This window comes from Pseudomonas machongensis, from assembly GCF_034961125.1.
GTDB lineage: Bacteria > Pseudomonadota > Gammaproteobacteria > Pseudomonadales > Pseudomonadaceae > Aquipseudomonas > Aquipseudomonas machongensis.
Window position 1 is genome coordinate 182,136 of record NZ_JAYFUI010000186.1, and the last position, 18,686, is coordinate 200,821.

General features: G+C 64.2%; 18 protein-coding genes. 7 read left to right on the forward strand and 11 right to left on the reverse strand.

Annotated elements, in window-relative coordinates; genetic code table 11:
* Positions 1–82 precede the first annotated feature (82 nt).
* The 6 genes from VA602_RS18885 to VA602_RS18910 form a co-directional block, all read right to left on the reverse strand.
* A complete protein-coding gene (locus tag VA602_RS18885) occupies positions 83–1,462 on the reverse strand; it encodes a sensor histidine kinase (RefSeq protein ID WP_054891516.1) in 1,380 nt (459 codons plus the stop codon).
* Positions 1,440–2,120 (reverse strand): response regulator transcription factor, encoded by a 681-nt coding sequence (locus VA602_RS18890; protein WP_054891589.1) that lies wholly within the window; start codon positions 2,118–2,120, stop codon positions 1,440–1,442. The genes VA602_RS18885 and VA602_RS18890 overlap by 23 nt, the downstream gene beginning before the upstream one ends.
* Before the next feature lie 234 nt (positions 2,121–2,354).
* Positions 2,355–3,371, reverse strand: coding sequence for a branched-chain amino acid aminotransferase (locus VA602_RS18895; protein WP_063545224.1), 1,017 nt, complete (start codon positions 3,369–3,371; stop codon positions 2,355–2,357).
* Between the two features lie 223 nt (positions 3,372–3,594).
* On the reverse strand, positions 3,595–3,852 hold the full coding sequence (locus VA602_RS18900; protein ID WP_155738211.1) for a hypothetical protein: 258 nt from the start codon (positions 3,850–3,852) through the stop codon (positions 3,595–3,597).
* 195 nt (positions 3,853–4,047) lie between these two features.
* A complete protein-coding gene (locus VA602_RS18905) occupies positions 4,048–4,416 on the reverse strand; it encodes a glyoxalase superfamily protein (protein ID WP_153772714.1) in 369 nt (122 codons plus the stop codon).
* A gap of 69 nt (positions 4,417–4,485) precedes the next feature.
* A complete protein-coding gene (locus VA602_RS18910) occupies positions 4,486–5,343 on the reverse strand; it encodes a LysR substrate-binding domain-containing protein (RefSeq protein ID WP_323453964.1) in 858 nt (285 codons plus the stop codon).
* A 277-nt stretch (positions 5,344–5,620) separates the two neighbouring features.
* Between VA602_RS18910 and VA602_RS18915 the strand changes: the two genes are divergently transcribed.
* From VA602_RS18915 to metC, 6 genes are all read left to right on the forward strand, one after another.
* On the forward strand, positions 5,621–6,460 hold the full coding sequence (locus VA602_RS18915; protein WP_125929664.1) for a transporter substrate-binding domain-containing protein: 840 nt from the start codon (positions 5,621–5,623) through the stop codon (positions 6,458–6,460).
* Positions 6,460–7,194, forward strand: a complete 735-nt coding sequence (locus tag VA602_RS18920; protein WP_063545220.1) for an amino acid ABC transporter permease — start codon at positions 6,460–6,462, stop codon at positions 7,192–7,194. Before VA602_RS18915 ends, VA602_RS18920 begins: the two co-directional genes overlap by 1 nt.
* Complete coding sequence (locus VA602_RS18925) at positions 7,184–7,864, forward strand: amino acid ABC transporter permease (protein WP_323453965.1); 681 nt, start codon at positions 7,184–7,186, stop codon at positions 7,862–7,864. The genes VA602_RS18920 and VA602_RS18925 overlap by 11 nt, the downstream gene beginning before the upstream one ends.
* Positions 7,854–8,672 (forward strand): amino acid ABC transporter ATP-binding protein, encoded by an 819-nt coding sequence (locus VA602_RS18930; protein ID WP_323453966.1) that lies wholly within the window; start codon positions 7,854–7,856, stop codon positions 8,670–8,672. Before VA602_RS18925 ends, VA602_RS18930 begins: the two co-directional genes overlap by 11 nt.
* 29 nt (positions 8,673–8,701) lie before the next feature.
* Complete coding sequence (locus VA602_RS18935; RefSeq protein ID WP_063545217.1) at positions 8,702–9,292, forward strand: cysteine dioxygenase family protein; 591 nt, start codon at positions 8,702–8,704, stop codon at positions 9,290–9,292.
* 132 nt (positions 9,293–9,424) lie between these two features.
* A complete protein-coding gene (gene metC, locus VA602_RS18940; RefSeq protein ID WP_323453967.1) occupies positions 9,425–12,124 on the forward strand; it encodes a cystathionine beta-lyase in 2,700 nt (899 codons plus the stop codon).
* 1 nt (position 12,125) lies between these two features.
* Here the strand turns inward: metC and VA602_RS18945 are convergent, their stop codons facing one another.
* The 5 genes from VA602_RS18945 to argH all read right to left on the reverse strand — a co-directional run bounded on the left by VA602_RS18945 (position 12,126) and on the right by argH (position 17,451).
* Complete coding sequence (locus tag VA602_RS18945; protein ID WP_323453968.1) at positions 12,126–13,322, reverse strand: MFS transporter; 1,197 nt, start codon at positions 13,320–13,322, stop codon at positions 12,126–12,128.
* Positions 13,323–13,410: 88 nt separating this feature from the next.
* The gene (locus tag VA602_RS18950; protein WP_151924907.1) at positions 13,411–14,235 is read right to left on the reverse strand and encodes an ABC transporter substrate-binding protein; all 825 of its coding nucleotides are present in this window, start codon (positions 14,233–14,235) and stop codon (positions 13,411–13,413) included.
* Between the two features lie 33 nt (positions 14,236–14,268).
* Positions 14,269–15,033, reverse strand: coding sequence for an amino acid ABC transporter ATP-binding protein (locus VA602_RS18955; protein ID WP_054891503.1), 765 nt, complete (start codon positions 15,031–15,033; stop codon positions 14,269–14,271).
* Positions 15,034–15,056: 23 nt separating this feature from the next.
* A complete protein-coding gene (locus VA602_RS18960) occupies positions 15,057–15,935 on the reverse strand; it encodes an amino acid ABC transporter permease (protein ID WP_323453969.1) in 879 nt (292 codons plus the stop codon).
* An 88-nt stretch (positions 15,936–16,023) separates the two neighbouring features.
* Positions 16,024–17,451: an argininosuccinate lyase gene (gene argH, locus VA602_RS18965; RefSeq protein ID WP_063545213.1), complete on the reverse strand. Its 1,428-nt coding sequence runs from the start codon at positions 17,449–17,451 to the stop codon at positions 16,024–16,026.
* Positions 17,452–17,697: 246 nt separating this feature from the next.
* Here argH and VA602_RS18970 point away from each other — a divergent pair, with 246 nt between their 5' ends.
* Positions 17,698–18,666 (forward strand): LysR family transcriptional regulator, encoded by a 969-nt coding sequence (locus VA602_RS18970; protein WP_153772712.1) that lies wholly within the window; start codon positions 17,698–17,700, stop codon positions 18,664–18,666.
* Positions 18,667–18,686: the final 20 nt, after the last annotated feature.

The window sequence follows — 18,686 nt, forward strand, 5'->3', positions numbered from 1 at the left end:
CGACTCAAGGGCTGCCGAGCAGCCCTGTTGCGGGACAAGTCGGGGCGCCGAACCGCCGCCCCGACTTGTCCCGTGATGCTTTTCAGGCCGTCGAGCAGTGCAGCACCAGCTTCGCTCCACCCAGCTCGCTACTGCCCACTTCCAGTCTGAACCCATGCAGGTCGACGATCGCTGCGACGATCGACAAGCCTAGCCCGAACCCTGGGTGACGATGTCCTTCCTCGCTGCGATAGAAGCGCTTGAGCACCGCAGCACGCTCCTGTTCAGGAATCCCCGGTCCGCTGTCCTCGATGGCGATATGCACGCCATCGTCGTCGTGCAGTGCCTGGATCCGTACCTGCCCACCCTCCGGGGTGAACTTGATGCCGTTGCCGACCAGGTTGGCCAAAGCCTCGAACAGCAGTTCGCGGTCGCCGTGCAGCGCGGGCAGCTGCGCAGGCTGCTCCAGTTGCAGGCGAATGCTGCCATCCTCTGCGAGCGGCAGGTAGAAGTCGTGCAACTCCACCAGCAAATTGTGCGGATCAAGCTCGACAAATCCTGCGCGGCGTTGGCGGTCTTCCAGCTCGCTGATGCGCAGCAGGCCGCGGAAACGTGCCATCAGGGTGTCGGTCTCGCTAATGGCTTGATCCAGCGCTTCGGCTTCCGGCGAGTTCGCTCCGCTCTGCTGGCGAATGCGGTAGAGCTGGGCGCGCAGGCGGGTCAGCGGTGTACGCAGGTCGTGGGCAATGTTGTCGCAGACACCCTTGACCTCGTGCATCAGCCGTTCGATGCGGTCGAGCATGGCGTTGACGATCGCGGCCAGCATGTCCAGCTCGTCTCGTCGTGCCGACAGCGGCAAGCGGTGGGTGAGATCGCCGGCCACAATCAGCTCGGCGCTCGCCTGTACGGCGCGGATACGCTTGAGCGGGCGCCTACGTAGCAGGTACCAGCCGGCGAAACCGGGAATCAGCGTCAGCGAAATGCCCCAGAGTAGCGCGTGCAGAATGATTCGGGTCACCACGAACAGCGAGCCGTTGTCGCGCACCAGCACCAGCCAGCGCCCATCGGGGATGCGGATCGCCACCGCATCACAGCTGTCGCGCGGCAGGTGCGGATCGTCGGCATCCAGGCAACGCTTGAGTTCGTGAACCTTGCCGTCCAGGCCCAATTCCGACGGAATCGAGCGGATACGACCGCCGATGGGGTTGAGCTGCGGGTCGAACAGGCCGTACGCGTCGAAGCTGCGTTCCTCGAAGGCCTGGCTGGCGATCAACGCATCGTCCAGCTGCTTGCCGGTCATGTGCGCGAAGAGGTGCTGGCGTTGCAGCATGGAGTGGCGGGTCAGCTTGTTGAGGTAGCTGGTGACCTCGAAGTACAGCACCCCCATGAGGATGCTGCTCCAGGCCACGAACAGGAAGCTGTACAGCGCCAGCAGGCGGCTGGTCGAGGAGCTCCAGCCCTTAGATGGGTTCAGCAATGGCATAACCGGAGCCCCGTACGGTTCGGATCAGCGGTGTCTGGCCGGGTGGGTCGATCTTCTTGCGCAGACGACCGATGTGGACGTCGATCAGGTTGGTGCCGGGATCGAAGTGATAACCCCACACTTCCTCGAAGATCATCATGCGAGTGATGACCTGCCCGGAGTGACGCATCAGGTATTCGAGCAGTTTGTATTCGGTTGGCAGCAGGTTCAGGCTGCTCTCGCCGCGTCGGGCCTCATGGCTGATCAAGTCCAGCTCCAGGTCGGCGACCTGGAGGCGGGTCTGGGTCATGGGCACGCTGTTGCGCCGCAGCAGCACCTCGACGCGGGCCGCCATCTCGTCGGAGGCGAAAGGCTTGGTGAGGTAGTCGTCGCCGCCTGCACGCAGACCGCGCACGCGCTCGTCGACATCCGACAGGGCGCTGATCATCAGGATGGGCGTGGCGATCTTCAGGCTGCGCAGGGTGGTGACGATGGTCAGGCCGTCGACTTCCGGGAGCATCCGGTCCACGGTGATCAGGTCGTAGCCGCCGGCAATGGCCTTGGCCAGGCCTTCGCGGCCATTGTCTGCCCAGTCGACCTCCAGCCCGTGGCTGGAAAGTTCGGCGACGATTTCCTGGGCGGTGACGGCGTCGTCTTCGATAGTCAGTACGCGGGGCATGCTAATACCTGGGCGGCGATTGGATGGCTGATTGTGCCAAAGAATAGACAAACGGCGATTTAAGAAAAATTCATCTATCAGAGGCAGGGTGCCAGTATCGGTGTTTTCACGCGCCTGGCGTTCAGCGCGACTCCGTTGGGGAGCAGGCTCGCCTGCGAAGAAACCGGCCCTGACAGCAATGAAAACGGGGCGTGCCATTGCTGGCACGCCCCGTTTTCATTGCAAGGTGATGCCTCAGGCGACCTTGATGATCCAGCCTGCCGGTGCTTCGACGTCACCGCTCTGGATGCCGGTCAGCTCGTTGTAGAGCTTCTGGGTGACCGGGCCGACCTTTTCCAGGTCGTGGAACACGTGCAGTTTGCCGTTGTACTCGATGCCGCCGATCGGAGTGATCACTGCGGCGGTACCGCAAGCGCCCGCTTCGATGAAGCGGTCAAGCTTGTTGATTTCGACGTCGCCTTCGATCACGGTCAGGCCCAGGCGCGATTGCGCCAGTTCCATCAGCGACAGGCGAGTGATACCTGGCAGGACCGAGGCCGATTTCGGCGTGACGAACTCGTTGTTGGCGGTAATGCCGAAGAAGTTGGCCGAACCGACCTCCTCGATCTTGGTGTGGGTCAGCGGATCCAGGTAGATGGCGTCGGCGAAGTTGGCTTTCTTCGCTTCGGAGCCCGGTTGCAGGCTGGCGGCATAGTTGCCCCCGACCTTGGCTGCACCGGTGCCCTGCGGGGCGGCGCGGTCGAAGCTGGAGATCTGGAAGTTGTGCGGCTTCATGCCGCCCTTGAAGTACGAGCCAACCGGGATGGCGAACACCGAGAAGATGAACTCCGGCGCGGTGCGCACGCCGATGTTGTCACCGGTGCCGATCACGAACGGACGCAGGTACAGGGCACCCTTGCCATGCGGCGGGACGAACTTCTCGTTGGCCTTGACCACCTGCTTGCACGCCTCGATGAACACATCGGTCGGCACGTGCGGCATCAGCAGGCGGGCGCAGCTGCGCTGCATGCGTGCGGCGTTCTGGTCCGGGCGGAACAGGTTGATCGAGCCGTCCTTGCAGCGGTAGGCCTTCAGGCCCTCGAAGCATTGCTGGCCGTAGTGCAGGGCAGTCGAGCCTTCGCTGATGTGCAGCACGTTGTCGTCGGTCAGGGTGCCTTTGTCCCACTCGCCGTTGCGCCACACGGACAGGTAGCGCTTGTCGGTCTTGATGTAGTCGAAGCCCAGCTTGTCCCAGTTGATCTCGTTGCTCATGACACCCTCTATTGTCTTGCAGAGGCCCGATCGCTCGGGCTGCTTTTAAATGCGCACCTCGCCACGATAATACATCCGCAGAGGATGGGGAACGGCCAGTCATGAATTGGTTGGCTGGCTGTCGGATGATCTGCAGTGCAGTGCTGGTGGGGGCTCTGGTCGGGCGTGAGGTATTTTGCGTAGCCGTGTGGCCTATCCGCAGTGCTCGCTCTGTCCCGTTGTGCTACGAGCCTTCTCTCTGATCGGCATCTGAACAATGTTTCGTCTGATGGGTAAGCAGGTGGATGCCTGTGGCGGCCAGAAATATCGGCCATAGAAATCCTGGGATGCCCAGCAATGTTCCATGTTCGAGAAAGAAGCTTGCGATGGCACATGACATCAGAACGATGCCCGTCCACTTGCGCCGGTTTGGACGACGTAGGATTTGGTCTGTGAGGAGCGCAGTCAGGGACAAGCAGGCGATGCTGGTCAGGTCGTTCATCACGCTGCTCGGCTGTTGATGATCAGACTCTTGATGGTGCGCTCGTGATGACTGACGACTCGATATCTACTTGTAACCTGCAAGCGAAGCTCCTTATTGGTGTCGAATCCATTTCAGGTTCGCGCACAATGCAGAGCTTTCGCTGCTGAGCCTATTCACTTGCTTCTAAGTAGTGCGTAGGAGATTTCAGTAACGCTATGCATCCCCTATCTGCTGACAAAACCGCAGCAAATTGCCGAACGGATCACGGATCTGCATTTGCAGACCCCAGTCCACCCGCTCGGCTTCGGGGCGTGAATAACCGTACTTTTTGGCCTGCAGTTCGCTTTCGAGCGCCTTCAGATCTTCGACCCGGGCAAACACGGTAGAGCCTGGCGTGGCGTCGCCATAGTGTTCGGACAGGTGCAGGATCAGCCCATCGCGGTGAATCTGCGCATACAGCGGCAGGTCCGGGGCGAAGCGGTGTTCCCAGTCGAGGCTGAAGCCCAGGAAGTCGAGGTAGAACTCCTTGGCCTTGTCGACCGAGAAGATGCGCAGCACGGGAATGGCGGGGGCGAATTGCATGGAGGCATCCTTACCGGGTGGGAGGTCGCCACTCTAGCGCATCGCGGTGGGCCATGGCGATTGGCTGGCTCACAGCCCCACGCTGGCGCGCACCATGGCATAGGCCTGGCGCACCAGCGGGTTGACCGTGTTGGCCCGCACCCACAGGTGGTAGGTGACGTCCGGCAGAGGCGGCAGGCCGTCGCTCTGGCCGAGCACGCGCATGTCCGGGCCGACCATCTCCTGGCTGCGTGCGGTGATGCCCAATCCTGCGCGGACTGCAGCCTTGATGCCGATCAGGTTGGACGCCAGGTAGGCCTGGCGCCACGGGATGCCGGCCTGTTCCAGGGCGTCCAGGGCCAGTCGGCGGTACAGGCTGGGTTCGTCCACCAGCACCAACGGTAGCGGTTCGCCGGGGATGTGCTGGTACTGCGCTGCACAGATCCACCACACCGGCGAGGTGCGCAAGGCGAAACCCTCCACGCCGGGGGCGGTGACGGTGGAAATGACCATGTCGACCTTGCCACGCTGCAGGTCGTCCATCAGGAACGGGCTGCGGCCGACGTCTATCTCCAGGCGCAGGTTCGGCGCCGAACGGGCGATATGGCCGAGCAGAGGTGGCAGGATGGTGTCGGCGATGTCATGCGGCGAACCGATCCGCAGCACGCCGCTCAGGCCGTCCTGACGCAGGCCGGCGAGGGCTTCGTCGTTGAGCGCGAGCATCTGCCGGGCATGGCGCAACAACTGGCGGCCGGCATCGGTGAGGGCTTTGTGTCGGCCCTGCTTGCGCAGCAGCGCCACGCCCACCTGCTGTTCCAGCCGTTGCATGTGCTGGGTGACCGAGGCCTGGGTGCGGGCCAGGTGGCGACCGGCTTCGGCGAAGCTTGTGTGATCGACGATGGCGACGAAGGTGCGTAGCAGATCGAGGTCCAGGGCGGGTGCGGTCATCGGCGGGCCTGCGGTTGGAGTGGTGGAGGCGGATCGCCCGTTTTTACATTACTGTCAGTCAATAAACGATAAAGAAACATTATGTTTTGTTGGCCTGGATTTGCAACGCCTTGATGCAAAACCCCTATTTTACGCTGCTTATGCCAAATCAAGTTCCTACTCATTCGATCCAAGTTATAACGATAGTCAATATTTGCATTTCCCCTGATCCCACCAAGTTTCTAGGATGCGCCCTCATTGGCCGGGTGTTCCGGCTGCCGGGATGAGGAGCCCCACCATGTCGCTGTCCACCGTTGCCCGTCGCGGCCTGTTTGCCGCGTTGCTCGCCACCACCGGCCTTGCCGCCAGCGGCCTTGCCCAGGCCGATGCCACCCTGGACAAGATCCAGCAGCGCCACAAGCTGGCGGTGGGGGTGGTGCTTTCCGGCGGTCCCTTCGGTGCCATCGACCCGAACACCCGCGAGCCGATCGGTTTCAGCGTCGATCTGGCCCGCGACCTGGCGCGCCAGTTGGGTGTCGAGGTCGATCTGGTCGCGGTACAGCCGGCCAACCGCGTGCAGTTTTTGCAGCAAGGCAAAGTCGATCTGCTGATTGCCAACATGGAATGGACACCTGAGCGCGACAAGCTGCTGGGCCATGTGCCCACGCCGTTCTACCGGGTTGGCGGCACCGCCGCGCTGGCCAAGGACAGCCCGGTCAAGACCTGGGCCGACCTCAAGGGCCAGCCGGTGTGCACCTCCCAGGGCAGCAGCTACACCCAGGCACTGATCGACCTGGGCGCCGACCTCAAGGCCTTCAAGACCTCCGCCGAATCCCTGCTGGCCCTGCGCGGTAACAACTGCGTGGCCGCCGTGCATGACGCCACGCTGATCAATCCGCTGTTGGCCAAGGGGGGAGAGTGGAGCGGCTATCGTGCCCTGACCCCGGAGCTGAACCCCGCGCCCTCGGTGATCTGGACCCGCCTGGGCGAAACCGACACCCAGCAGCGCCTGGACCCCTTCGTCAAGCAATGGCACCGCAGTGGCTGGCTGATCGAACGTGAGCAGGCCAACCACATCACCCCGGCCTCGCCGGCGCTGGTGGAGTTGCGTGCCAAGCTGCAGGGCGAAGGCGCCTGATGAGCGACAGCCTGCACTGGCTGGTGGGGCAGCTTGCCCATCTCGGCCTGAACTATGCGTTTCTGCTCGACGCCTACGCCAGCGGCAAGCTGCTCGACGGTGCGCTGACCACGCTCGGCCTGTGCCTGTTCAGCATCCTCGGCAGCTTGCTGGTAGGGGTGCTGCTGGCTGCTGCGGTCACGTCCGGGCAGCGCTGGCTGGCTTGGCCGGCGCGGGCCTTCATCGAGGTGACGCGTAACACGCCGACCCTGGTGCAGCTGTACTGCGCCTTCCTGGTGTTGAACATGCTGATCAACCAGAGCCTGGGCAGTGCCAACCCCATGACCCCCTTCGCCTGGGTGGTGCTGGTGATCTCCCTGCACAAGGGCGCCTTTCATGCCGAAGCCCTGCGTGCAGGGATCGAGGCGGTGCCGGCAGTGACCCTCGAAGCGGCCAGCTCGCTGGCCTTCAGCCGTCGCCAGCAACTGCTGCAGGTGCAGTTGCCACTGGCCGTGCGCTTCGCCTTGCCGGCGCTGGTCAACAACCTGATCGACCTGGTGAAGATGACCGCCGTGGCCTCGGCCATCGCCGTCAACGACATCACCTATGCATCGATCATGATCTGGACCCAGGGCGACAACGTCATCGAACTGATGCTGCTGATCCTGGCCTTTTTCGGACTGCTCAGCTTTGCAGTCAACTGTATCGGCCGCGCCCTGGAAGCGCGCCTGAGGATGCCCGGTTATGGCCATTGAGCATTTCGCCACGCTCTGGCAGTGGTCGTCCACCCTGGGAGCGGGCCTGTTGCAGAACATCCAGATCAGCGTCGGAGCCATCGCCCTGGGTACGCTGCTGGGCCTGTTGGTGGGGATGCTGCTGCTGTCGCCGCTGCGCCCCTTGCGCGGGGTGGCGCGGTTGTGGGTGCAGGTGTTTCGCAATGCGCCCTGGTTGGTGTTGATCTACTTTACCTCCTATGTATTCCCGTTCGATGTGCAGATTGCCGGTACCTGGGTGGCCTTTCCCGACTGGCTCAAGGTCACTGTGGGCCTTGCACTGCCAGCCAGCGCCAACGTTGCCGAGATCTTCCGCGGTGCGGTCGCCTCGATTCCGGCCACTCAGTGGGAGGCTGCGCGTTCGCTGGCCTTCAGCCGTGGTCAGATTTTCTGCTCGATCATTCTGCCGCAGTGCCTGCGGCGCATGTTGCCGCCGTGGATGAACCTGTACGCGGTGGTGACCATGGGCACCGCACTGGCTTCGCTGGTGGGCGTGCACGACCTGATCGACAGCGCGCAGATCGCTGCCAACACCGTCAACCGCAGCGGTTTCACGGTGCTGGTGTATTTCAGTGTGCTGGCGCTGTTCTTCGTCTACTGCTACCCGATTGCCCGCCTGACCCAACGCCTGGAGCGTCGCTATGCCTTCTGAACCTTTGATCCAGCTTCGCGATGTGCACCTGGCCTTTGGCGACAATCCGGTGCTGCGCGGTATCGACCTGGACGTGCAGGCCGGGCAGGCGGTGTCGATCATCGGCCCGTCCGGCTCAGGCAAATCGACCATCCTGCGTTGCATGACCGGGCTGTTGCGCCCGCAGCGCGGCAGCATCCGCATAGGCGATACCGCGGTGGAGCAACTGCAGGGCGAAGCCGGGCTGATCGCCCTGCGCAAGCAGGTCGGTTTCGTCTTCCAGCAGTACAACCTGTTTCCCCACCTGAGTGTGCTCGACAACCTGCTGATCGCCCCGACCAAGGTGCTCGGTCGCCCGCGTCAGGAGGTCCGTGACGAGGCCCTGGCACTGCTCGACAAAGTCCGCCTGGGGCACAAGGCCACGGCATTTCCCGGTGAGCTCTCCGGCGGCCAGCAGCAGCGCGTGGCGATTGCCCGAGCCCTGGCCATGCGGCCCAAGCTGATCCTGTTCGATGAGGTGACCTCGGCGCTCGACCCTGAGATGGTCGGCGAGGTGCTGGCGGTGATCCGCGAGCTGACCGAGGAGGGCATGACCTGCGTGCTGGTCACCCACGAGATGCGCTTTGCCGAAGAGATCAGCGACCAGGTGTACTTCACCGAGCATGGCCGCATCGTCGAGAACGGCAGCGCCGAGCAGGTGTTCCGTGCCCCGACCCATGCGCGCACCCAGGCCTTCCTCCAGCACGCGCTGGGCGAGAGCAGTCAGCGCCCGAGCCGCCCGGCGCCCGATGTATTGACCAACCTGGGGCGTTACAGCCTCAGCGTGTGATTTCAGCCTCCAGCCAAGAGAGACCGACCATGTCCCGTGATTCCGTGATCCAGCCGTTCCTTGCGCAAGTGCGCGCCATCCATGCGCGCGGCGTCGACCGTGCAGCCCTGCAGCAGATCGTCAAGCTGCTCGAGGGCCTGGCCGAGCGCCGCGAATTGTTCAACTTCGAGCGTTTTCCGGCCCCGGATGCCGCCACCGGCGAAACCCAGTTTCGCTATCGCCTGAATGACGACGGCGAGTCGCCGACCCTGTACGTCAATTCGCTGTTGCCGGGCAAGGCGACCCTGCCGCACAACCACGAGACCTGGGCGATCATCGTCGCCGTCGAGGGCCAGGAGCTCAACCGCGTGTACCGCCGCGAAGACGACGGCAGCGATCCGGCCCGTGCCACCCTGGCGCTGGAGCGCGAGATCGTGGTGCAGCCGGGAACCTCGGTGGCCTTCCTGGGCGAGGACCTGCATGGCATCCGCGTCGAGGGCGACAGCCCGACGCTGCACTTCCACCTCTATGGCCGCCCGCTGGAGTCTCTGGAACACCGCTACGGCGTCAAGGATGACGGCAGCGTGGTGAACTACAACAAATCACAGATGGCGCCTTCGATCGAGGCTTACGGGCTTTGAGATCGGTGTCGCGCTTTTCGCGGGCAAGCCCGCTCCTACAGGTGCCTTACTGGGCAGGAGCGGGCTTGCCCGCGAACAGCGCGACACGATCTGCCAGCCCTGCACCCCACCAACGACCACGGACTGCGTCCCATGATCCCCAGCATCACCCCCGAGCTCCTGCACACCTGGCTGTTCGACGGCCATGAAATCGCCCTGTTCGACCTGCGCGAGCACGGTCAATACGGCGAGGCCCACCTGTTCTACGCCGTCAATCTGCCCTACAGCCGCCTTGAGCTCGAAGCGCAGCGCCTGGCGCCCAATCCTGCGGTACGCGTGGTGGTCTACGACGAGGACGGCGGTGCGTTGGCCCAACGTGGGGCCCAGCGTCTGCAAGCGTTGGGCTACACCTGCGTGCAGTGCCTGGAGGGCGGCAGCCTGGGCTGGCAGCGCGCCGGTTTCGAGCTGTTCGCCGGTGTGCACTTGCCCTCGAAGGCCTTCGGCGAGCTGGTCGAGCATGCCTGCCACACCCCGCGCATCAGTGCCCAGGAGCTGGCCGAGTGGCAGCGCCAAGGCAAGCCGTTGGTGCTGCTCGATGGTCGCCCGCTGGAGGAGTTCGCCAAGATGAGCATCCCCGGCGCCACCTGCTGCCCGAATGGCGAGCTGGGCTATCGTCTGGAAGACCTGGTGAGCGACCCGCACACCCCCGTGGTGATCAATTGCGCCGGCCGCACCCGCAGCATCATCGGTGCGCAGACGCTGATCAACCTGGGCATAGACAACCCGGTCTATGCCTTGGAGAACGGCACCCAAGGCTGGTACCTGGTGGACCTGCCGCTGGATCACGGCAGCCAGCGCGCGTATCCCGAACACAGCGGCGCCGCACTGGCCAGACAGCGTGCGCGAGCGCGGCAGCTGGCCCAGCAGGCGGGGGTTGCCTGGGTGGACGCACAGCAGGTCCGGCAGTGGGCCGCCGACGCCGGGCGCAGCCTGTTTCTCTGCGACGTGCGCACCCCTGAAGAATTCGCCGCCGGCAGCCTGCCGGGCGCACAGCATTGCCCAGGCGGCCAGCTGATCCAGGGCACCGACCTGTATATCGGTGTGCGCAAGGCCCGCGTGGTGCTGTTCGACGCCGATGGCGTGCGTGCGCCGGTGGTCGCCAGTTGGCTGCGCCAGATGGGCCACGAGGCCCATGTGCTCGAAGGCGGCCTGGACAGCGGCCTGGCTCTGGACGTCGCTGCGCCATTACCGGTGACCCTCGCCGAAGCCCGCGCCGATGAGCTTGCAGAGGCGTTGCTGATCGACCTGCGCTCCAGCACCGCCTACCGCAAGCGCCACCTGCAAGGCGCCCGGTGGTCGATCCGTCCGCAGTTGGCGCAGCAGGTGGGCGGGGCAGGGCAGCGCCTGGTGTTCATCGCCGATGATCCGCGCGTGGCACAGTTGGCGCTCGCCGAGCTGACACCTGCCCAGCAACAGGCCGCGCGGCTGTTCCCCCGGGCATCGCTGGACGACTGGCCGCAGGTGGAGAACGACCTGTCGTTGCCGGATGCGGACTGTATCGATTTCCTGTTCTTCGTCCATGACCGGCACAGCGGCAACAAGGACGCGGCTCGCCAGTACCTGGCCTGGGAAACCGGCCTGATTGCCCAGATGAACGAGGCCGAAACCCGCAGCTTCAGCCCATTGACCGCTGTCGACCCGGTGGCCACGCGCCTGGTGCACGGCGGGCGAGGCGAGCCGGGCGCAGGGGCGCATGGCGTCAATCCGCCGGTCAGTCGCCTGAGCACGGTGCTGTTCGAGAGCGTCGCCGACATGCGCCAGGCCCGTAGCCGTCGCGACCAGGAGCGCGTGCTCAGCTATGGTGCCCGTGGCAACCCCACGGCCTTTGCCCTGGAAGACCTGGTCAGCGAACTGGAAGGGGGGTATCGCACCCGGCTGTTTGCCACCGGCCTGCAGGCAATCGCGCAGACGTTCCTGGCCTACTTGCGTCCGGGAGATCATCTGCTGATCAGCGACGGTGTCTACGATCCGGTGCGGCGCCTGGCGCGTGAGCTGCTCGAACCCTTCGGCGTGCAGGTGCAGTACTTCGCCGCCGACGGTCGTGACCTGGAGCAGGCGCTGCGCGCCGAAACACGCATGGTCTACAGCGAAAGCCCCAGCTCGTTGCTCTACGAGCTCAACGACCTGCCGGCCATGGCTGCCCTGTGCAAGGCCCGCGGCGTGCTGCTGGCCGTCGATAACACCTGGGGCTCGGGCTACCTGCACCGGCCGCTGACCTTGGGCGCCGACATTTCGGTCATGGCCTTGACCAAGTACCTGGGCGGACACAGCGACGTGATGATGGGCAGTGTCTGCACCACCCGCGAAGCCTTTGCCGCGCTCTCGCGCATGAGCGACAACTGCGGCTGCACCGTAAGCCCCGACGATGCCTGGCTGGTGTTGCGTGGTGCGCGCACTCTGGCCAGCCGCATGGCCGTGCACGAGCGTCAGGGGTTGGACATCGCGCGCTGGTTGCAACAGCGCGAGGACGTGGCGCAGGTGTTCCATCCAGCCTTGCCGGAGCACCCTGGGCACGCCTTGTGGCAGCGCGATTTCAGCGGTAGCAATGGCTTGCTCAGTTTTACCCTGGCGAACCCATCGCTGGCGAGCGCCGAGGCCTTTGTCAATGGCCTGCGCCTGTTCGGGATCGGTGCATCCTGGGGCGGCTACGAAAGCCTGGTGACCTTGGCCGGCACACGCGAGCGCCAGTTTGCGCCGACCCTGGGCGGGCCCCTGGTGCGCCTGCACGTGGGGCTGGAGGACGTGCGTTCGTTGCAACGCGATCTGGACCAGGCCCTGCGCCAAGTGTATTGAGTCAGAGCGTCGGCGGTCCCTCACGCCGACGCTGCGCCCACAGGCATGCCGCAGCACACAACCCGCCGCCGCAGGCGGCGGTGACCATCAGCGCGATGAACATGCTGCCGGGCATGCCTGTGCCCAGCAGGTAGCCGCACAGTACCGGGCTCAGTGCGCCGCCGACTGCCGCCAGGTTCTGGAATCCGTAGTAACTGCCCTTGAGGTGTTCAGGGGCAATGCTGTCGATGAACAGGAATTCGCTGGGCAGCAGGGTCATCTCGCCCAGGGTGAAGACGAACATTGCCAGGCACCAGCTGATCAGGTTGTCGGCATACAGGAACCCCGCCAGCCCGCCGATGAACAGCACCGCACCGATGCTCATCCAGCGCCCCAGGTTGTCACGGCTGAGCAACCGGCCGAACTGGAATTGCAGCACGATCACCACCAGGGCGTTGCAGGCCAGCAGCGCCGAGAGGGTGGTCATGGCTTGCGCGGGTGGGTATTTCACCAGCAGGTACTGCGACAGGTAGATGGTGAAGCGGCCGTGCACCAGTGCGTTGAGCAAGCTGCCCGCGGTAAACAGCAACAGGATGCGGTCGGTGCGCACAGCCGCCAGTACCGCCATGAAGCGGGTTGGCGGCTGCGCGGACGGGGCACTGCTCGCCGTGCTCGCGGGAACCGCGCTCATCACCCACAGGCTCAGCAGTGCCACCGCACTGGCGGTCCAGAAGGGCGCCAGCGGGTGCACACCGACCAGCACCACGCCGAGCATCGGGCCGCTCGCATAGCCGATGTTGGTGAGGGTGTAGCGCAATGAGAAGGCCTTGGCGCGCTGCTCGACGGCCAGGTACTCGCCGAGCATGGCCTTGGAACCGATGACGAACAGCGCCGAGGCCGATTCGGTCAGCACCAGGGTCAGCACGGCCTGCCAGGCGTCCTGGGCGAAGGTCAGCAGGAGGAAACCGATCGCGGTCGAAAGCATCGCCAGGCCCAGCAGGCGACGCTTGTCGAAGCGGTCGATCACGTAGCCGCCGTAGAGGCCGAACACCGTGCCCGACAGTGCGGCGACACTGATCAGCAAGCCGACGTCATGCTGGGCCATACCCAGTTGTGTCGTGAGGAACAACGCCAACAGGGGGCTGGTGAGCGAGCGGCTGATCACCAGGGTCAGCGAGCTCAGCATCAGGCGGCGGATGACGGGGGAGTAGGTGGCCACAGTCCATTCTCGGGCATTGGGAAATGTCGGTATGGGCCTTTTCGCGGTTTCACCCGCGAAAAGTACGCCGCAATTTCAACCGGTCGAATCACTTCCCGCCGTTGATGGTGATCGGGTTCAGCACGCCATCGGCTGCGCCCCATTTCTCCAGGATCTTGCGGTAGCTGCCATCGTCGACCATCGCCTGCAGTTCGCTGCGAATCGCAGCCGACAGCGCAGCGTTATCCTTGGCCACGCCCAGCCCGGTGAGCTGGGTGGTCAGCGGCGTGCCAAGGCTCTTGAAGGTACCTTTCTCCAGGTCCTGGATATACGGCAGCGTTTCGCTGCCTTGCACGGCGGCATCAAGGCGCCCTTGGCGCAGTTGCGCACGCGCGTCGGCACTGCCTTCGGAGCCGAGCACGATCACTGCCGGCTTGCCGTTGGCCTCGCAGTTGGCCTTGCTCCAGGTAGCGACATCGTTGGGCCAGGTGGTGCGGCGGCTGGTGCCGACTTTCTTGCCGCACAGGTCGGTCATCTCGTTGATCTCGCCGCGGCTTTGCAGGGTGTAGAACTGCGGGCCGCTGGTGAAGTAGTCGACGAAGGTCACCACTTGCTGGCGTTCCTTGGTGTCGGTCATGCCCGAAAGGATGATGTCGACGCGCTTGGTGACCAGGGCGCTGATCATCTGCTCGAAGGCGGTCTCCTGCCACTTGATCTTCACCCCCAGGCGTTCGGCCAGGGCGTTGCCCAGGTCGACATCGACGCCGGTCAGCTGGTTGGTGGCCGGGTCCTTGAAATCCATCGGTGGGTAGTTGGGGACGATTGCGGCGACGATTTCGCCCTTGGCCTTGATCGAGGCCGGAAGTTCCGTGGCGGCCTGGGCGTTGAAGGCCAGGGCGGTCAGTACGCTGCACGCAAGAAGGGTTTTTTTCATGCCTAGGGTTCTCTTTATGGTTGTGGGCGGCAGTCAGGTACGAACCGCGGAAATGAAGTTCTGGGTCCGCGGGTTCTGGGGGGCCAGGAGCACCTCTTCGGGGCTTCCTGCTTCTACGATCTGTCCGGCGTCCATGAATACCACTCGATTGGACACCTCGCGGGCAAAGCCCAGCTCATGGGTGACCACGACCATGGTCATGCCGGACTTGGCCAGGTCACGCATCACCGACAGCACCTCGCCGACCAGCTCGGGGTCCAGCGCGGAGGTGGGTTCGTCGAACAGCATCAGTTTCGGACGCATGGCCAGGGCGCGGGCGATGGCCACACGCTGTTGCTGGCCACCGGAAAGCTGGATCGGGTAATGGTCGCGCTTGTCGCTCAGGCCGACCCGGGCCAGCAGTTCGAGGGCATCCTCGGTGGCTTCCTTGGGCGAGCGGCGCAGCACCTGGCAGGGGCCTTCGATGATGTTCTGCAGCACCGTCAGGTGCGGGAACAGGTTGAAACGCTGGAACACCATGCCGGTGGCCAGGCGCTGGCGGGCGATCTGCGACTCGGTCAGTTCGTGCAGCTTGTTGCCGGCCATGCGGTAGCCGACCAGCTCGCCGTCGACCCACAGGCCGCCGCCATCGACTTTTTCCAGCTGGTTGATGCAGCGCAGGAAGGTGCTCTTGCCGGAGCCCGAAGGGCCGATCACGCAGAGCACTTCGCCTTGCTCGATTTCCAGGTTGATATCGTTCAGCGCGTGGTAGTCGCCGTAGTATTTCTGCAGGCCGACGGCCTTGACGATGCTTCTCATGGGCATGTTCTCTCTATGGCCGATCAGGAGCGCTTGCCAGCGCCCTTGGCGAAGTGACGTTCCAGGCGGCTCTGGCCGAACGACAGCAGGGTGACCACTGCCAGGTACCAGATGCCGGCAACGATCAGCAGCTCCATCACTCGGGCGTTGGCGTAGTAGATGTTCTGCGCGTTGTGCAGCAGCTCCGAATACTGGATGACGCTGGCCAGGCTGGTCATCTTGACCATGCCGATGAACTCGTTGCCCACCGGCGGGATGATGATGCGCATGGCCTGGGGCAGGATGATCCGGCGCAGCGCCTGCAGGCGCGGCATGCCGATCGACTTGGCCGCTTCGTACTGGCCAGTGTCCACCGACAGCAAACCGGCACGCACCACTTCGGCGGTATAGGCGCCCTGGTTGATGCTCAGGCCCAGCAGCGCGGCAACGAAGGGGGTCATCAGCGTCACGGTGTCGAACTGGAACAGGCCGGGAATGCCGAGGGTGGGGAAGATCAGCGCCAGGTTGAACCACAGCAACAGTTGCAGGATCAGCGGCGTACCCCGGAACAGCCAGGTGTAGGCCAACGCCACGTACTGCAGGATCGGGTTCTGCGACATGCGCATCACCGCCGTGATGACGCCGAAGACGATACCCAGGGCCATGGCGATCACCGACATGACGATGGTATTGCCCAGGCCCCAGAGGATCGCCTCGGAGGTCAGGAACTGGCCGACGAAGGCCCATTCGATCTTGCCGTTGGCAAAGGCGTTGGCCAGCCCCAGCAACAGCACGACGATCAGCGTGGCGAAGAACATGCGCCCGTAATAACGGCGCGGGACATGCTCGTAGCGGCTGATGTCGAACTCGTTTTCCTGTTGCCTGCGCTCATCGGCGAGGCGTTTGGCGTGTATCTGACTCATGGTGTGGCTCCGCAGTCGGCGCAGGGCGCCTGGGCGTGTCGATCGGTGGCGGGCAGCAGGTCCTTGCAACACCGCTGCCCACAGGTCTTCAGGTGCGCGGCCCTTGGTAATGGGCAGCCCAGGCCTGCTGTGCTTCAAGGGCGACTTTCAGGCGCGCGATCTGCTCGCGCACGCGTTGTGGGGCGGTACCTCCGTGGCCGCTGCGCATGGCGATGGCAGCTTCCAGGGTGAGGCTCTCGCGCACCTCGGGTGTCAGGCGCGGGTCGATGTCGGCGAGCATCGCCGGGCTCGCCTGCCACAGCTCCATGTCCTGCGCCTCACACGCGCGCACCAAGGCCCCGGTGATCTCGTGGGCTTCCTTGAACGGTACGCCGCGCATGGCCAGCCAGTCGGCGACCTCGGTGGCCAGGGTGAAGCCCAGCGGCGCCTGGCGGCGCAGTTCGTCCACGCGCACCTGCATGGTCCGCACCATGCCGGCCATGGCCGGGAGCACCAGGCCCAGCGTGTCGAGCGTGTCCATCACCTCGCTCTTGTCCTCGGCCAGGTCGCGGTTGTACGACAGCGGCAGGGCCTTGAGGGTGGACAGCAGGCCGGTCAGGTTGCCGATCAGGCGCCCGGCCTTGCCGCGAGTGAGCTCGGCGATGTCCGGGTTCTTCTTCTGCGGCATGATCGAACTGCCGGTGGCATAGGCATCGTCCAGCTCGACCCAGCGGAACTGGCGCGACGACCACAGGCAGAATTCCTCGGACAGGCGCGACAGGTTGATGCCGAGCATGCTGGCGATGAACAGGAACTCGGCGACATGGTCGCGGCTGGCCACGGCGTCGATGGAGTTCTCGCATGGGCCGCTGTAGCCCATCTCCAGCGCCGACTGTTGTGGCTGGCGGGCGATGGCCGAGCCCGCCATGGCCGCGGCGCCCAAGGGTGACAGGGCCGTGCGTGCATCCCAGTCGACCAGGCGCTGCACGTCACGCAGCATCGCTTGCGCATGGGCCAGCAACTGGTGGGCGAAGCTGATCGGCTGCGCCTGTTGCAGGTGGGTGAAGCCTGGGCACAGTGTGTCGACGTGCTGTTCGGCCTGGCTCACCAGGGCGTCCTGCAGGGCCAGCACCTGTTCGGCGAGCTTGCGTGCGTGATCGCGCAGGAACAGCCGCAGGTCGTTGGCCGCCTGGTCATTGCGCGAGCGCCCGGCGCGCAGCTTGCCGCCCAGCGCGCCAAGACGCTCGGTCAACACGCGCTCGAGGAAGGTGTGCACGTCCTCGTCGTCCTCGATCGGCTGCACGCGGCCGGCACGAAAGTCGGCGTCGAGGGTGTCGATGGCGGCCAGCATGCGCGTGGTCTCGTCGCTGTCCAGCAGCCCTGCGCGCTGCAGCTCACGGGTATGGGCACGGGAGCCTGCGAGGTCGTACGGTGCCATCTGGAAATAGCGTTGCGGCGAGCGCGACAGGGCGGCGAGGGCGGCTGCAGGGCCTGAGGCGAAGCGGGCGCCCCAGAGGCGATCGGTGGGCTGAGTCATTGTTGTCGTTCCTCGAAGGAGAATCTTGTGTCAGCAGGTTCGGGCCGTCATGAGGCCTGCGAAGGCAGGTTTCACATAGCTTGGGGCAGGATATAAAAATGAATTAAATCAGTCACTTGCGACTGAAATGGAGATTTAGAAGAGTCTTGCAATATGCCGTTGCAGAAGGTCATGATGGCGAGGCCGGCTGATTTCTTGTTGTGCTATCCAGCCTGTTGAAAGCCGAGCGCGAGGTAAATACTTACAATGGAAACCTCACTTTCCACTGCGGGAAACCTGCCGGAAAAAACCCGCATTCGTGCGCCACTGGCCTTGAGTGGCCAGGACTTCAAACTGCTCAAGGTGTTCAAGGCAGTGGTCGAGGCAGGAGGCTTCAGCGCGGCGCAGAACGAATTGAACGTGGGCCTGGCAGCCATCAGCAAGCAGATTTCCGATCTGGAAATCCGTATCGGCATGCGGTTGTGCAGCCGCGGGCGCGAAGGTTTCAGCCTGACCGAAGAAGGGCAGGTGGTGTACCAGGCCTCGATCGAGCTGTTCAACTCGGTCGACAACTTCCGCGACCGCATCAGCAGTGCCCAGAACGAGCTGATTGGCGAACTGGGCGTAGGCGCCATCGACAACACCCTGTCCGATCGCGGCTCGCCGCTGATCGCTGCGATCCGGCAAATTTCCAGCGATCACCCGAAGGTGCGTGTCCGCCTGAACGTGGCACAGCTGGACGAGGTGGAGCGCGGCGTCATCGAAGGTCGGTTCATCGCCGGCATTGTCCCGCTGTACCAGCGCCGGGAAGAGTTCGACTACTTCGAGATGTATCAGGAAGCCTCGGCGTTGTATTGCGGCGAAGGCCATCCATTGTTCGCCCGAAGCGATGCGGACATCCCCCTCGACAGCCTGCGCGAACACAACTTCGTGCACCATCGCTATGCCATGCACACGGCCAAATGGCAGTTCTTCGACCAGGAGAACAACCAGACGTCGGCCACCCAGGTCGAGGCGGTGGCCATGCTGCTGCTCACGGGCAATTTCATCGGTTTTCTGCCCTGTCACTTTGCGCAATCGCTGGTCAGCCAGGGCCGCTTGCGTGCGATCCATCCCGAGATGGTGCGTTTTCATACACCGTTCTGCCTGATCCTGCGGCACAACACCCCACGCAGCCCACTGGTGAAAACCTTCGCCCAGGCCATGGGGGTGGACCTGCGTTTGCCCGGCACTTGAGACATAGCTACCACGTGCGC

Coding starts and splice junctions, on each gene's coding strand:
- VA602_RS18885 (WP_054891516.1), bottom strand. CDS start 1,462: ATGCCATTGCTGAACCCATCTAAGGGCTGGAGCTCCTCGACCAGCCGC.
- VA602_RS18890 (WP_054891589.1), bottom strand. CDS start 2,120: ATGCCCCGCGTACTGACTATCGAAGACGACGCCGTCACCGCCCAGGAA.
- VA602_RS18895 (WP_063545224.1), bottom strand. CDS start 3,371: ATGAGCAACGAGATCAACTGGGACAAGCTGGGCTTCGACTACATCAAG.
- VA602_RS18900 (WP_155738211.1), bottom strand. CDS start 3,852: ATGAACGACCTGACCAGCATCGCCTGCTTGTCCCTGACTGCGCTCCTC.
- VA602_RS18905 (WP_153772714.1), bottom strand. CDS start 4,416: ATGCAATTCGCCCCCGCCATTCCCGTGCTGCGCATCTTCTCGGTCGAC.
- VA602_RS18910 (WP_323453964.1), bottom strand. CDS start 5,343: ATGACCGCACCCGCCCTGGACCTCGATCTGCTACGCACCTTCGTCGCC.
- VA602_RS18915 (WP_125929664.1), top strand. CDS start 5,621: ATGTCGCTGTCCACCGTTGCCCGTCGCGGCCTGTTTGCCGCGTTGCTC.
- VA602_RS18920 (WP_063545220.1), top strand. CDS start 6,460: ATGAGCGACAGCCTGCACTGGCTGGTGGGGCAGCTTGCCCATCTCGGC.
- VA602_RS18925 (WP_323453965.1), top strand. CDS start 7,184: ATGGCCATTGAGCATTTCGCCACGCTCTGGCAGTGGTCGTCCACCCTG.
- VA602_RS18930 (WP_323453966.1), top strand. CDS start 7,854: ATGCCTTCTGAACCTTTGATCCAGCTTCGCGATGTGCACCTGGCCTTT.
- VA602_RS18935 (WP_063545217.1), top strand. CDS start 8,702: ATGTCCCGTGATTCCGTGATCCAGCCGTTCCTTGCGCAAGTGCGCGCC.
- metC (WP_323453967.1), top strand. CDS start 9,425: ATGATCCCCAGCATCACCCCCGAGCTCCTGCACACCTGGCTGTTCGAC.
- VA602_RS18950 (WP_151924907.1), bottom strand. CDS start 14,235: ATGAAAAAAACCCTTCTTGCGTGCAGCGTACTGACCGCCCTGGCCTTC.
- VA602_RS18955 (WP_054891503.1), bottom strand. CDS start 15,033: ATGAGAAGCATCGTCAAGGCCGTCGGCCTGCAGAAATACTACGGCGAC.
- VA602_RS18960 (WP_323453969.1), bottom strand. CDS start 15,935: ATGAGTCAGATACACGCCAAACGCCTCGCCGATGAGCGCAGGCAACAG.
- argH (WP_063545213.1), bottom strand. CDS start 17,451: ATGACTCAGCCCACCGATCGCCTCTGGGGCGCCCGCTTCGCCTCAGGC.
- VA602_RS18970 (WP_153772712.1), top strand. CDS start 17,698: ATGGAAACCTCACTTTCCACTGCGGGAAACCTGCCGGAAAAAACCCGC.